We start from the raw sequence: 13,657 nt of genomic DNA, 5'->3' as shown, positions 1-13,657 counted from the left end.
GCGGTTGACGCGGGCCTGTAGGGCCGTCAATCATTCAAGCAACAATGAGCGCAAGCTCGAAAACACCAGATCCGAAAGCAGGGAAGAAACGATGGAAAAAGCCGAAATCGGCCTGATCGGCCTTGGCACTATGGGCTCCAACCTGGCGCTGAACATCGCCGAGCACGGGCACCGCATCGCCGTCTTCAACCGCACAAGGGCCCGCACCGACGCTTTCGTCGAGAATTCCGGTGCGCTCAGGGACATGGTCGTCCCCTGCTACAGCCTTGAGGAACTCGCCGCCGCGATACGGCCGCCGCGCCCGATCATCATCATGGTGCTGGCCGGCAAGCCGGTCGACGAGCAGATCGAAGCGCTGCGTGGCGTGCTGTCCGACAACGATATCGTCATCGATGCCGGCAATGCCAATTTCCGCGATACGATGCGGCGCTTCTCCGAGCTCTCTGGCTCGGGTTTGACCTTCATCGGCATGGGTGTCTCCGGCGGCGAGGAGGGCGCGCGCCACGGACCCTCGATCATGGTCGGCGGCACGGAAGACTCCTGGAAGCGCGTCGAGAAGGTGCTGACCGCCATTTCCGCCAAGTTCAAGGACGAACCTTGCGCGGCCTGGCTCGGCACTGACGGCGCCGGCCATTTCGTCAAGACCATCCATAACGGCATCGAATATGCCGACATGCAGATGATCGCCGAAATCTACGGCATCCTGCGTGACGGCCTCGGCATGGGGCCGAAGGAGATCGGCACGGTATTTTCCAACTGGAACAAGGGCCGGCTCAATTCCTACCTCATCGAGATCACCGCCAAGGTACTCGCCGCCGACGATCCGAAGACCGGCAAGCCGGTGGTCGACATCATCCTCGACCGCGCCGGCCAGAAGGGCACCGGCAAATGGTCCGTCATCGAGGCGCAGCAGCTCGGCATTCCGGCGACCGCGATCGAAGCGGCGGTGGCGGCGCGCGTGCTGTCGTCGATCAAGGACGAACGGCAGGCGGCTGAAAAGGCCTATGGCAATATCGGCGTGACCAGGATTTCCGGCGACAAGGACGCGCTGCTGAAAGACCTCGAACTGGCGCTGTTCGCCGGCAAGATCGCCGCCTACGCGCAGGGCTTCGCGGTGATGAGCGGCGCTTCGAAGGAGTTCAACTGGAACCTGCCGATGCCGACCATCGCCAAGATCTGGCGCGCCGGCTGCATCATCCGCTCGCAGATGCTCGACACGATGGCCGAGGCCTTCAGAGGCGGCGCTTCGACCAACCTGCTGATGGCGCCAGCCTTCATCAGCTTGATGCAGGAGGCGCATCCCTCGCTGCGGCGGGTCGTGGCGAGGGCTTCCGAAGCCGGCGCGCCGGTGCCTGCCCTGTCTTCGGCTCTTGCCTATTTCGACAGCTACCGCCAGGGCCGCGGCACCTCGAACCTGATCCAGGCGCAGCGCGACTTCTTCGGGGCGCATGGTTTCGAGCGCATCGGCGAGCAGGGCGCGTTCCACGGACCGTGGGGCAGCGGCGCGGCTGGCTAGATCACGCTCATGGAGACATCCGGCTTAGCTTGGCTGTGCCGTTCCGGAATACTTATCGCTCCACATGCGGCTTCTCGATCCCGGGGATGCCGCCGATCTGTTGGGCAAGAAAATCGACCAGCAGCCGGACCCGGGCGATGCCCGCCCGTTCGGGGACGATCAGCATGCTGAGCGGAACCGACGGCAGCGCATAGTCCGGCAGAATCGCTTCAAGCCGGCCGGACGCCAGGAGATCGCCGACAAGCCATTGGTGGGCGGGCGCAATGCCGCGCCCGGCGAGCAGGGCTTCGCGTGCGGCAAGTCCGTGGTCGACCCGGAGGCGCCCTGCAAACGGCACTGTACGGCGGTTGCCGTCTGGTCCTTGCAGCACAAGGGTGTCGCTGCCGGCAACGTTTGACATCCGGATACCTTCGTGATCGGCCAGGTCTCCGGGACCGTCAGGCCTGCCGCGTTCAGCGAAATAGCCGGGCGCCCCCACGAGCAGTCGCCGGGATTGGCCGAGCGCCCGCAATTTCATGGAACTGTCGGTGAGCGGGCCGAGACGAAGCGCGATGTCGACGCCTTCCGTGACGAGGTCGATGCGTTCGTCGGTGAGGCTGAGATCGACGCCGATGTCGCGATAGCGGTCCTGAAACGCGAAGATAAGCCGGCTGACATGAAGCACCCCAATGGCTGCGGTGCAGGAGAGCCGGATCGTGCCCGCGGGCGCTGCGCGCGTGCCGCGAACCTCATCGCCCGCCTGTTCGACAAGGCGCAGGATCTGCACGCTGTCCGCATAATAGCGGCTGCCCTCATCGGTCATCGTGACACGCCGGGTGGTCCTGCTGAGCAAGGCGACCCCGACGGCGTCCTCCAGTTCCCTCAAATGGCGCGTGACTGTCGACTGGCCGATCCCGAGTTCTCGCGCGACCGCCGACAGACTGCCTCGTTCAGCAACGCGCACGAAGGTGCGCATGCGCTCGAGCGTGACAGCTGATTTATCTATTAATCGGCAGAATATTATTCATTCCCGACATGTAGCGGATGATGCGGCCGCTGGCTATCTCAGGGTCAACGTTTCCAACGGAGGATCGACAAATCATGAAAGTCCTACTTGTCTTTGCCCATCCCGAGCCACGGTCGCTCAACGGCACGCTGCGTGACGTCGCCGTCAAGGAACTCAAGTCTCAAGGCCACGAGGTTCGGGTGTCCGACCTCTATGTGGACAGTTGGAAATCGGAGGTCGACCGCGCTGACTTCCCCGAGCTTTCGCCAGACGCGCGGCTGGTGCCGGTGGTGGCCTCCAAACAAGCATACGAGTCCAATGCGCTGACTGCGGACGTCAAGACCGAGATCGAGAAGCTGCTTTGGGCCGATGCGCTGATCCTGCAGTTTCCGCTGTGGTGGTTCACCATGCCGGCGATTTTGAAAGGCTGGGTCGATCGGGTCTTCGCCTACGGCTTCGCCTATGGCGTCGGCGAACATAGCGACAAGCGATGGGGTGACCGGTACGGCGAGGGCACACTCGCGGGCAAGCGAGCGATGCTGATTGTGACAGCCGGCGGCTGGGAGGATCATTATTCCCCCCGTGGCGTCAACGGACCGATCGACGACCTGCTGTTCCCGATCAATCATGGAATTCTCTATTATCCGGGCTACGACGTGCTTCCGCCGTTCGTGGTCTACAGCGCGGACCGTCTCGATGCAGCCGGCTTCGAGCTTGTCGCCGAACGCCTGCGCGAACGGATGCGGACACTGGCGACCACGGCGCCCATTCCCTATCGGCGGCAGAATGGTGGCGATTATCTGATCCCGAGCATGCAGCTTCGTGCCGAACTAGGCGATCCGGAAGCAGCCGGCTTCGGACTTCACGTGAACCGCAGGGCTACCGACCAGAACGGTTCCTGCTTTCATGGAACGGACGTGGATTTGCGCGCTCGGATCCAGGCAGACGCTCAGTCAGAGCGTCGATAGGCCACGACGCCCTTCGGCTCGCTCAGGCTTTGCAGCGAGCCGGGCGCGGCGCCGCCGATCCAGCCGAGCACCGAGCGAGCGAGTTCCGACCCGGCAAGGCGGAAGTCTTCGTTGACGACCAGTAATTCATGCCTGAACAGATGCAGCAATTCCGACGATTGCTTCGACACCACGTCGACGTCGCGGCCGAGCTTGAGGCCGGCGTCCTCGATGCCGGCGACGATGGCGAGGGTCGCGGCGGCGGCACTGCTGATGATGCCGTCCGGCCTGATGTCTCGCCGCATCAGCTGCGCGGTCCTGGTTCTGATCTGTTCGATCGAGTGGTCGATCGAAACGGTGTTGAACGGCACCTCGCTGGCGCCCACTTCGCTCAGAGCGTCGGCAAAGCCGTTGACCGTGTGGCGGTAGTAGCTCAAACCCACCGGCGGCGTCACCAAAGCGAGCCGGCGGCGGCCCAGGCCGGCGAGATGGCGCACCGCCTCGGCCGCGAAGGCGTAATTGTTGAAATCATGATAGGGATGCACGAGCCCCATATCGGTTCGGCCGTGGGTCGCGAAGGGAATGCCGCGCTCCAACATGTAGCGGGCGCGGGGATCGTTCGGCTGCGTGCGTGAAATGATGACGCCGTCGGCGGAGCCTGTCTCCACGAGATAGCGCACCGGATCCAGCGGATCCTGCGAGCGCGAATATGGTGTCACGATCAGGTGGTAGGGCGTGTCGGCGATGACTTCCGTGACGCCATAGATGATGTCGGAGACGAAGCTCATGAGTTCGTGCTCGGTGTTGAGCACGAGGCTGATGACATTGGTCTTGCCGGTCCTGAGGCGCACGCCGGCGCGGTTCGGCCGATAGCCGATCTGCTTGGCCACGAGCTGGACGCGGCGCCTGGTCTCGGCGCCGATCTCGGGCGCGTCCTTCAAGGCCCGTGAGACGGTGGTGACGCCAAGTCCGGTCATGAAGGCAAGCGTCTTCAGCGTCGGCCGCTCCTGTGCCGTCGCCTCGTCATCCTTGGCCTTGCGCTCTTTGTCCATCCGTCCCGCCCATCAGGCGCATAGCAGCAGCCGAGCAGCCCGGCAATGTTGCGGCCGCTCCCCATGGCGCGTCACCTACGGTGGAAGGAATATACTGAAACGTTACAGCTGTCACGATCAGTGTAAAACTGGTGCTGGCGGAGGCAAAAAGACCCCGTCAACCGCGTGGCGAAAAACCGTTGGGATTCAGAGGGAAGCGTGATCCTAGCAAGTTTCTTGCTGCTTTTGCCTAGGGCGCGGAGCATTTCTGCATATTGCGTCGCACAATGTCGCGACAGCGAGTGATTCTGTTCGTAGCTCGAAAAATGTCGGAGTGACACTTGCCGGAAGGGGTTGCGTACGGGCTTCAATTGCCGTATCGAAAATCTGTAACGTTTCAGATTTCTGGGAGGAAGCCGAAATGCGATACAAATTCCTGACCGCTGCCTTGGCCGCGACTGTTGCGCTCAACTTTGCCGGGCCGGCGGCCGCGACCGATCTGGAAGTGACCCATTGGTGGACCTCCGGCGGCGAGGCGGCGGCCGTCGCCGAACTCGCCAAGGCGTTCGACGCCACCGGCAATCACTGGGTCGACGGCGCCATCGCCGGATCCGGCGGCACGGCGCGGCCGATCATGATCAGCCGCATCACCGGCGGCGATCCGATGGGGGCCACGCAGTTCAATCACGGCAGGCAAGCAGAAGAGCTGGTTCAGGCTGGCCTCATGCGCGACCTCACCGATGTCGCCACTAAGGGCAAGTGGACGGATGTGGTACGGCCCAAGAGCCTGCTCGACTCTTGTACCATCGACGGCAAGATTTATTGCGTGCCGGTCAACATCCATTCCTGGCAGTGGCTGTGGCTGTCGAACGCGGCGTTCGAGAAGGCCGGCGTGCCTGTGCCGAAGGACTGGAATGAGTATGTGGCCGCCGCTCCGGCGCTGGAGAAAGCCGGCATCGTGCCGCTCGCGGTCGGCGGACAGGCCTGGCAGGCATCGGGCGCCTTCGACGTGCTGCTTGCCGCGGTCGGCGGAACCGACACCTTCCTCAAGGTCTACAAGGACAAGGACGCCAAGTTCGCGGCCGGTCCTGAAGTCGCCAAGGTGTTCAAGGCGGCCGACGATGCGCGCAAGATGGCCAAGAACACGAATGTGCAGGACTGGAACCAGGCCACCAACATGGTCATCACTGGCAAGGCCGGTGGGCAGATCATGGGTGACTGGGCTCAGGGCGAGTTCCAGGTCGCCGGCAAGACCGCCGGCAAGGACTACACCTGCCTTCCCGGCCTCGGCCTGAACGAGGTCATCGCAACCGGCGGCGACGCCTTCTATTTCCCGCTGCTCAAGGACGCCGACAAGTCCAAGGCGCAGGAGGTGCTGGCGCAGACGCTGCTTGATCCCAAGACCCAGGTCGCCTTCAACCTCAAGAAGGGCTCGCTGCCGGTGCGCGGCGACGTCGACCTCAACGCGGCCAATGATTGCATGAAGAAAGGCCTTGCCATCCTGGCCAAGGGCGCGGTCATCCCATGGACGGACCAGCTGCTCTCGCAGGACAGCCAGAAGCAGAAGGAGGACCTGTTCTCGGAGTTCTTCGCCAAGCCCGATATGAGCCTTGAAGAGGCGCAGAAGCGCTTCGCCGACATCATCGCTTCGGCTGATTGACGACTGAGGAGCCGTCCGCTCCCGACCTTGCCAGGCAGGGCCGGGAGCCAAGGCGTGCTGACTTTCCGCCCTTATCCGATCCAGCACGGCTGTACCGATGAGCAAGAGCGAACGCCCGAGCCAACTTTTCCGCAATCTCAATGCGAAGGTCGCGTCGATCCCGATGATCCTCACCGCGATGGTGGTCTTTGTCGGTGGCACCGCATGGACGGTGCTCTACTCCTTCACCAATTCGAAACTGCTGCCGCGGCTGAATTTCGTCGGGCTCGACCAGTACTACCGGTTGTGGGCGACGCCGCGCTGGCTGATTTCGATCGAGAATCTCTTGATCTACGGTGTGATCTCACTGGTGTTCTCGCTGGTGATCGGTTTTCTGCTGGCGGCCCTGCTCGACCAGAAGATCCGTTTCGAGGACACGTTCCGGACCATCTTTCTCTACCCCTTTGCGCTCTCCTTCATCGTCACCGGCCTTGTATGGCAGTGGCTGCTCAATCCGGATTTCGGCGTCCAGGGCGTGGTACGAGGCCTCGGCTGGACCAGCTTCGACTTTAATCCGCTCTACAATTCCAGCATCGTCATCTACGGCATATCGATCGCGGCGCTTTGGCAAGGCACGGGGCTGATCATGTGCCTGATGCTGGCGGGCCTGCGCGGCATCGACGAGGACATCTGGAAGGCCGCACGGGTGGACGGCATTCCCATGTGGAAGACTTATCTGTTCATCATCATCCCGATGATGCGGCCGGTTTTCATCACCACGCTGGTGATCATCGCGTCCGGCATCGTCAAGGTCTATGACCTCGTCGTCGCGCAAACCAGCGGCGGGCCGGGCATCGCCTCCGAAGTGCCGGCCAAATACGTCTACGACTACATGTTCTTCGCCCAGAATCTCGGCCAGGGCTTTGCCGCCTCGACCATGATGCTGCTGTCGGTGATGATCGTCATCGTGCCGTGGGCCTATCTCGAATTCGGAGGCCGCAAGCGTGTCTGATCATGCCGTCTCCTTGTCCGCCACGTCGTCAGACCTCCGGGCTGGCGCCTCCGGCCCGAGCGGACCAAAGCCGCGGCATATGTTCTCGCGCCGTAACATTTTCCTGTACGGCACACTCATCGTCGTGGCGCTCTACTATCTCCTGCCGCTCTATGTGATGGTCGTCACTTCGCTGAAGGGCATGCCGGAGATCCGCCTCGGCAACATTTTCTCGCCGCCGCTCGAGATCACCTTCGAGCCCTGGGTCAAGGCGTGGTCGCAGGCCTGCACCGGCCTCAATTGCGACGGGCTCTCGCGCGGGTTCTGGAATTCGGTGCGCATCACCGTTCCCTCGGTGATCCTGTCGATCGCCATCGCCTCGGTGAACGGCTACGCGCTGGCCAACTGGCGTTTCAAGGGCGCCGACACCTTCTTCGTCATCCTGATCGTCGGCGCCTTCATTCCCTATCAGGTGATGATCTATCCGATCGTCATCATCCTGCGCGAAATCGGCCTCTATGGCAGCCTTACCGGCCTGGTGATCGTGCATTCCATTTTCGGCATGCCGATCCTGACGCTTCTGTTTCGCAATTATTTCACCTCCATGCCGGAGGAGCTATTCCGGGCGGCGCGCGTCGATGGCGCCGGCTTCTGGGGCATCTACCTGCGCATCATGCTGCCGATGTCGCTGCCGATCTTCGTCGTCGCCGTCATCCTGCAGGTGACCGGGATCTGGAACGACTTCCTGTTCGGCGTCGTCTACACCCGTCCCGACACCTATCCGATGACGGTGCAGCTCAACAACATCGTCAACTCGGTGCAAGGCGTGAAGGAATACAACGTCAACATGGCCGCCACCATCCTGACCGGGTTGGTGCCGCTGATCGTCTATTTCATTTCCGGCAAATTGTTCGTGCGCGGCATCGCCGCCGGCGCGGTGAAAGGGTGATGGCGATGGCGGCGAACGGCACCAGCGTTTCGATCCAGGATCTGTCGCTGAACTTCGGCGCGGTCTCGGTGCTGCAGACGCTCAATCTCGATGTCGCCGAAGGCGAGTTCATCGTGCTGCTCGGGCCTTCCGGCTGCGGCAAGTCTACCTTGCTCAACTGCATCGCCGGTCTGCTCGACATTTCGGAAGGCCGCATCTTCATCAAGGGCAAGAACGTCACCTGGGAAGAGCCCAAGGACCGCGGCATCGGCATGGTCTTCCAGTCCTATGCGCTCTATCCGCAAATGACGGTGGAGAAGAACCTGTCGTTCGGGCTGCGTGTCGCCGGCATCGCCAAGGACGAGATCGCCAAGCGCATCGCGCGCGCCGCCGAGATCCTGCAGATCGAGCCGTTGCTGCAGCGCAAGCCGGCGGCACTCTCCGGCGGCCAGCGTCAGCGCGTGGCAATCGGGAGGGCGCTGGTGCGCGATGTCGACGTCTTCCTGTTCGACGAACCGCTGTCCAATCTCGATGCCAAGCTGCGTTCGGAGCTGCGCGTCGAGATCAAGCTTCTGCACCGCAAGTTGCAGAACACGATGATCTATGTCACCCACGACCAGATCGAGGCGATGACGCTGGCCGACCGTATCGCGGTGATGAAGGGCGGCGTCATCCAGCAGCTCGACGCCCCGCAGACCATCTACAACCGCCCGGTCAACCGGTTTGTCGCCGGCTTCCTCGGTTCGCCTGCGATGAATTTCGTCGAGGGTCAGTTGGAGGCTGGCACGACGGCGGTGTTCAAGACCGGGGATTTGGCCATACCGCTCGATCGCTATGCCTTCGACGGCGCCGGCAACAAGAGCGGGCCTTGCGTGTTCGGGATTCGGCCCGAGCACGTTGCCTTTGGCGAGGCCGCGAATTCGATGCCCTTTGCCACCGATGCCGCCGTCGAGATCGTCGAGCCGATGGGCTCCGATACGCTGGTGTGGACGAAGCTCGGCAGCCGCATTTTTTCGTTCCGTGTCGAGGCGGAAAAGACGCTGCGCAATGGCGACCCGATCCGGATCGGCTTTGATCCTGCCCGCGCCTCGCTGTTCGATACTCCATCCGGCAACCGCATGTAGCTCCCAAGAAAACCATCCTCCCAAAGACAATCCCCAAGCAGAACGGACAGAGATGATGAACTGGTCATTCCAACTTTACAGCGCCCGCAATTTCTTGCCTTGGACCGATGTGCTCGAAATGCTCGGCAAGCTCGGCTACGCCGAGGTCGAAGGGTTCGGCGGCGTCTATGACGATCCCAAGGCCTTCCGCGCCGAGCTCGACAAGAACGGCCTTGCCATGCCGACCGGGCATTTTTCAATCGATGCGCTGGAGAATGATTTCGACGGCGTGCGCCGGATCGCGGAAACGCTCGGCGTCAAGCTTTTGATCTGTCCCTATCTGATGGCCGAGGACAGGCCATCCGACGCCGCCGGCTGGCGCGGTTTCGGCGAGCGCCTGGCCAAGGTCGGCGAGGTCGCGTCGAAGGCCGGCTATGGCTTCGCTTGGCACAACCATGATTTCGAGTTCAAGACGCTCCCCGACGGCTCGGTGCCGCAGGATCATATCCTGTCGTCCGCGCCCAATATCGGCTGGGAAATGGACGTCGCCTGGGTGGTGCGCGGCGGCTCCGATCCGCTGCCCTGGATCGAAAAGCACGGCCAGCGCATCGTCGCCGTCCATGTCAAGGACATGGCGAAGGCGGGCGAGGGGCTGGATGAGGATGGCTGGTCGGATGTCGGCCACGGCACGATCGATTGGGCCGGCCTGATCAAGGTGCTGCGGGCCAAGAGCGCGGCGAAATACTTTGTCATGGAACAAGACAATCCCAACGACATCGAACGCTTCGCCCGCCGCTCGATCGCAACCGTCAAGAGCTACTAGGAACAACCACCATGGCAAAGAAGCTGGGTACTGGGAAACTGGGTGTTGGCGTCATCGGCTGCGGCAACATCTCGAAGGCGTACTTTTCGCTGGCGCCGCTGTTTCGCGGCATCGAGATGCGCGCCTGCGCCGATATCAACATGGACGCGGCCAGGGCGCGGGCTAAGGAATTCAAGCTGCGCGCCGAAACCGTCGAGGATCTGCTCAAGGCCGACGATATCGACATCATCGTCAACCTGACCATTCCGGCCGTGCACTACGAGGTGTCGAAGCAGGTGCTCGATGCCGGCAAGCATGTCTATTCCGAGAAGCCGTTCGTGCTGTCGCTCAAGGAGGGCCAGGATCTCAAGGCGCGGGCGCAGAAGAAGGGGCTGCGCATCGGCTCGGCGCCGGACACCTTCCTGGGCGGCGCGCACCAGCTGGTGCGCGAACTGATCGACGAGGGGAAGCTTGGCAAGATCACCAGCGGCACCTGCCACGTCATGGGCCACGGCATGGAGCATTGGCACCCTAATCCCGACTTCTTCTTCCAGCCCGGCGCGGGACCGGTACTCGACATCGGACCGTACTACATCACGAATTTGATTCAGCTGATCGGGCCGGTGAAGCAGGTGGCGGCCTTCGCTACGACTCCGGCCAAGGAACGGACCATCAGCTCAAAGCCGCGCGCAGGCGAAAAAATCCCAGTCAACACGCCGACCACGATCCATGGCCTGCTGGAATTCGAGAACGGCGCCGTGGTGACGCTGAACACCAGCTGGGATGTGTGGGCTCACGGCCACGCGCCGATGGAACTCTATGGCGAGGCCGGGACGGTGTTTGTGCCGGATCCGAACTTCTTCGGCGGCGACGTGCGCTTCACCGAGGAAGGCAAGCCGGTCAAGAAGCTGCCGAAATGGAAGCATCCGCTTGGCATTCCCAATGAGATGCATGGCCAAGGCATGATGGCCAATTACCGCACGGCGGGCCTGGCCGACATGGCGCTGGCGATCGCCGAAGGGCGGCCGCACCGCTGCTCGATGGAACTCGCGCTGCATGCCGTCGATGTCATGACCGGCCTGCTGCGCTCCGGCGAAACCGGCAAGTTCGTCGCCATGCAGACCACTTGCGAGCGTCCGGCCGCGCTTGGCGTCAAGCCGGCCAAGGAGCTGCTGGCCAAGAAGAAGTAGTCGCGTGGATTATCGATAATTTTGCTTTACCCTCTCCCCGTTCCTCAGGGGAGGGGGTAAGGATGGGTTATGGGGCATGTCATCGCCTCTGCGATGACGGTACCTGTCCGTTCAGTTTCGAGGATTTCCCCATGCCCTATATCGCCGCTGAAAACCGCTACGAGAAAATGATCTACAACCGCTGCGGTCGGTCCGGCCTCAAGCTGCCGGCGATCTCGCTGGGGCTGTGGCACAATTTCGGCGACGACACGCCGCATCGGACCAAGCAGGCGATCGTCCGCAAGGCCTTCGATCTTGGCATCACCCATTTCGACCTCGCCAACAATTATGGGCCGCCTCCCGGCTCGGCCGAGACCGCTTTCGGCGAGATACTGCGTACCGATTTTGCCGCCTATCGCGACGAACTGATCATCTCGACCAAGGCCGGGTACGAAATGTGGGCCGGCCCCTACGGCGAATGGGGCGGGCGCAAATACATGCTGGCCAGCCTCGACCAGAGCCTGAAGCGAATGGGCCTCGATTATGTCGACATCTTCTACTCGCACCGCTTCGATCCCGATACGCCGCTCGAAGAAACCATGGGCGCGCTCGACCATGCGGTGCGTTCGGGCAAGGCGCTCTACGCCGGCATCTCGTCCTACAACTCGCAGCGCACCCGCGAGGCCGCCGACATATTGAGGCAACTCGGTACGCCCTGCGTCATCCATCAGCCGAGCTATTCGATGCTGAACCGCTGGGTCGAGGAGGACGGACTGCTCGACACGCTCGAGGGGCTCGGCGTCGGCTCCATCGTGTTCTCGCCGTTGGCGCAAGGGATGCTGACCGACAAATATCTCGGCGGCATTCCCGATGGCAGCCGGGCCTCCCAGGGCAAGTCGCTGAAGACTGCTTTCATCAACGACCGCACCATTGCCAACATCAAGGCGCTCAACGCGATCGCCGGCAAGCGCGGCCAGACGCTGGCCCAGATGGCCTTGGCCTGGGTGCTGCGCAGGGGCCGGTTACCTCGGCGCTGATCGGCGCCAGCCGGCCCGAGCAGGTCGAGGACTGCGTCGGGGCGCTGAAGGTGCTCGACTTCAGCGACGTCGAACTTGCCGAAATCGATACATACGCGCGCGAGTCCGACATCAATCTGTGGGCTGCTTCCGCCGAACGCAAAGGCCCGCCGAGGAAATAGGCTCGCTTGGCAAGCCGGCAGGCAAGAACGGCGGGATCCCGCCGTTCTTCATTGCAATCCGAAGCGGCCGCTTCAGGGGGACTTTGGCTTCTGGGCGGTGCCGAGCCCGGCCTTGGGTTTTTCGGGCGCTGGAGCCTTGGTCTTCATCTTCTCATCGATCCAGGCGGTGTAGTTGGCCAGTCGGGTGTAGATGCCATAGGCGTCCTTGTGGCCGCAGGCGGCGCTGCCGTCAGCCGGACCTTCACCCCAACTGACGACGCCGACCTGGACCGGGCCGCCGGCGACGGTCATGAAGAGCGGGCCGCCGCTGTCGCCATTGCAAGCGTCACGCACACCGCTGGTGGTGCCCGCGCAGATCATGTTGCCGGTCACGGGTGGGTCATGTCGGCGGCAATCGCATTGGCCGCGGCATCGATGCCCTTTTCCGAATAGCGCATGCGGTGCGACAGGTCTCCGAGGGCCGCTTTCAGGTCATGCGCATAGATGGCCTTGATGCCGCTGTTGCAGGCACCGTTCGGCTGAAGATCGAGATCGGCGACCATCAGCGTGGTTGGAAAGGGTGCCGTCCTGCATCTTGCCCCAGCCGGTGACGGTGGTCCCGTGGGATCTCTGCATCGTAACGCTGAAGCAGGATGTCGGCACCAATCTCGAGCGTGGCCTGCGGCGCCAGCCGCTCGGCAACGATGTGGGTGATCGAATAGTCGCTGCCGACATAGAGCACATTGATGTCGACCAGCTGGTCCGAGCTGTTCTTCGCCAGCACGTGCACCTCGTCGCCAGGCGAGACGCGTGGCACCACCGAGGCCTGCAACGGCTCCAGCCCGTCGCCGTCGCGACGCTTGACGTGGAATTGCACGTCGACCTCCTCGGGCTTGTAGTCCGAGGCCGCCGCGAGCCTGGAAAGCCCGGTGGCCCGGAAGATAGTGCGCAAATTCGTGGTCGTCGCATCGACCAGCTTCTTGCGATCGTCGGGGTGGATGATGATCAGCGGCGGCCTGCCGCCATCCTTCAAGGTCACGTCGCCCGAGGCCGGCAGGAACCATAGGGCCGGCTTGTCGGTCGCGTTCTTGTCGGCGCCGGCAATGGCATTCTCGCGCATCACCGCGAAGCGCAGTTCCGCGCTCTTGCCCGGATCGACCAGTTCGATGGTAAAGCCGGTCTCCTTGGCCGCGGCCAGTTCGTCGAGAACCGAATTGACGAGTGCTTTTTCCTTCTCCAGTCCCTTCGTCACGGCGGGCCGCGCGACGGCGAGCTTGTAGTCGACGGCGATTTCGGCCAGCCGTGCATAGGCATTGGCAGGGATGTCGGCCACTTTGAGCGCGGGCCCTGTCGAACTCGACCGGCTTGA

The 13,657-nt window shown here is 62.7% G+C and carries 13 protein-coding genes and 1 pseudogene; 9 read left to right on the top strand and 5 right to left on the bottom strand.

What is annotated here, in order from left to right; translation table 11 throughout:
• Positions 1–91 precede the first annotated feature (91 nt).
• The gene (gene gndA / locus AC3CB8_RS29410) at positions 92–1,516 is read left to right on the top strand and encodes an NADP-dependent phosphogluconate dehydrogenase (protein ID WP_352566011.1); all 1,425 of its coding nucleotides are present in this window, start codon (positions 92–94) and stop codon (positions 1,514–1,516) included.
• 52 nt (positions 1,517–1,568) lie between these two features.
• Here the strand turns inward: gndA and AC3CB8_RS29405 are convergent, their stop codons facing one another.
• Positions 1,569–2,501: a LysR family transcriptional regulator gene (locus AC3CB8_RS29405; protein WP_352566013.1), complete on the bottom strand. Its 933-nt coding sequence runs from the start codon at positions 2,499–2,501 to the stop codon at positions 1,569–1,571.
• Between the two features lie 95 nt (positions 2,502–2,596).
• Here AC3CB8_RS29405 and AC3CB8_RS29400 point away from each other — a divergent pair, with 95 nt between their 5' ends.
• Positions 2,597–3,469, top strand: a complete 873-nt coding sequence (locus AC3CB8_RS29400) for an NAD(P)H-dependent oxidoreductase (RefSeq protein WP_352566015.1) — start codon at positions 2,597–2,599, stop codon at positions 3,467–3,469.
• Here the strand turns inward: AC3CB8_RS29400 and AC3CB8_RS29395 are convergent.
• Positions 3,451–4,500, bottom strand: a complete 1,050-nt coding sequence (locus tag AC3CB8_RS29395) for a LacI family transcriptional regulator (RefSeq protein ID WP_023770661.1) — start codon at positions 4,498–4,500, stop codon at positions 3,451–3,453. The two genes, AC3CB8_RS29400 and AC3CB8_RS29395, sit on opposite strands and share 19 nt — an antisense overlap.
• A gap of 400 nt (positions 4,501–4,900) precedes the next feature.
• On the opposite strand from AC3CB8_RS29395, the gene AC3CB8_RS29390 reads away from it, so the two are divergent.
• From AC3CB8_RS29390 to mgrA, 7 genes and pseudogenes are all read left to right on the top strand, one after another.
• Positions 4,901–6,139: an ABC transporter substrate-binding protein gene (locus AC3CB8_RS29390; RefSeq protein WP_352566017.1), complete on the top strand. Its 1,239-nt coding sequence runs from the start codon at positions 4,901–4,903 to the stop codon at positions 6,137–6,139.
• Positions 6,140–6,236: 97 nt separating this feature from the next.
• The gene (locus AC3CB8_RS29385) at positions 6,237–7,130 is read left to right on the top strand and encodes a carbohydrate ABC transporter permease (protein ID WP_023770659.1); all 894 of its coding nucleotides are present in this window, start codon (positions 6,237–6,239) and stop codon (positions 7,128–7,130) included.
• Complete coding sequence (locus tag AC3CB8_RS29380; RefSeq protein WP_023770658.1) at positions 7,123–8,058, top strand: carbohydrate ABC transporter permease; 936 nt, start codon at positions 7,123–7,125, stop codon at positions 8,056–8,058. Before AC3CB8_RS29385 ends, AC3CB8_RS29380 begins: the two co-directional genes overlap by 8 nt.
• The gene (locus AC3CB8_RS29375) at positions 8,058–9,161 is read left to right on the top strand and encodes an ABC transporter ATP-binding protein (protein ID WP_023781074.1); all 1,104 of its coding nucleotides are present in this window, start codon (positions 8,058–8,060) and stop codon (positions 9,159–9,161) included. The genes AC3CB8_RS29380 and AC3CB8_RS29375 overlap by 1 nt, the downstream gene beginning before the upstream one ends.
• 55 nt (positions 9,162–9,216) lie before the next feature.
• Complete coding sequence (locus AC3CB8_RS29370) at positions 9,217–9,963, top strand: sugar phosphate isomerase/epimerase family protein (RefSeq protein WP_023793720.1); 747 nt, start codon at positions 9,217–9,219, stop codon at positions 9,961–9,963.
• Between the two features lie 11 nt (positions 9,964–9,974).
• On the top strand, positions 9,975–11,132 hold the full coding sequence (locus tag AC3CB8_RS29365; protein ID WP_023770655.1) for a Gfo/Idh/MocA family protein: 1,158 nt from the start codon (positions 9,975–9,977) through the stop codon (positions 11,130–11,132).
• A 131-nt stretch (positions 11,133–11,263) separates the two neighbouring features.
• Positions 11,264–12,309: pseudogene (gene mgrA / locus AC3CB8_RS29360) on the top strand (L-glyceraldehyde 3-phosphate reductase).
• 72 nt (positions 12,310–12,381) lie between these two features.
• Here mgrA and AC3CB8_RS29355 read toward each other — a convergent pair.
• Genes AC3CB8_RS29355 through AC3CB8_RS29345 form a run of 3 tightly spaced genes read right to left on the bottom strand, consistent with a single transcriptional unit; the run spans position 12,382 to position 13,621 of the window.
• A complete protein-coding gene (locus AC3CB8_RS29355) occupies positions 12,382–12,681 on the bottom strand; it encodes a trypsin-like serine protease (RefSeq protein ID WP_023770653.1) in 300 nt (99 codons plus the stop codon).
• Positions 12,678–12,851 (bottom strand): hypothetical protein, encoded by a 174-nt coding sequence (locus AC3CB8_RS29350; protein WP_023770652.1) that lies wholly within the window; start codon positions 12,849–12,851, stop codon positions 12,678–12,680. The genes AC3CB8_RS29355 and AC3CB8_RS29350 overlap by 4 nt, the downstream gene beginning before the upstream one ends.
• The gene (locus AC3CB8_RS29345; protein WP_023793724.1) at positions 12,851–13,621 is read right to left on the bottom strand and encodes a hypothetical protein; all 771 of its coding nucleotides are present in this window, start codon (positions 13,619–13,621) and stop codon (positions 12,851–12,853) included. Before AC3CB8_RS29345 ends, AC3CB8_RS29350 begins: the two co-directional genes overlap by 1 nt.
• Positions 13,622–13,657: the final 36 nt, after the last annotated feature.

This window comes from Mesorhizobium sp. P160927 (assembly GCF_057766385.1).
This window is presented reverse-complemented; position numbering and strand designations above follow the sequence as displayed.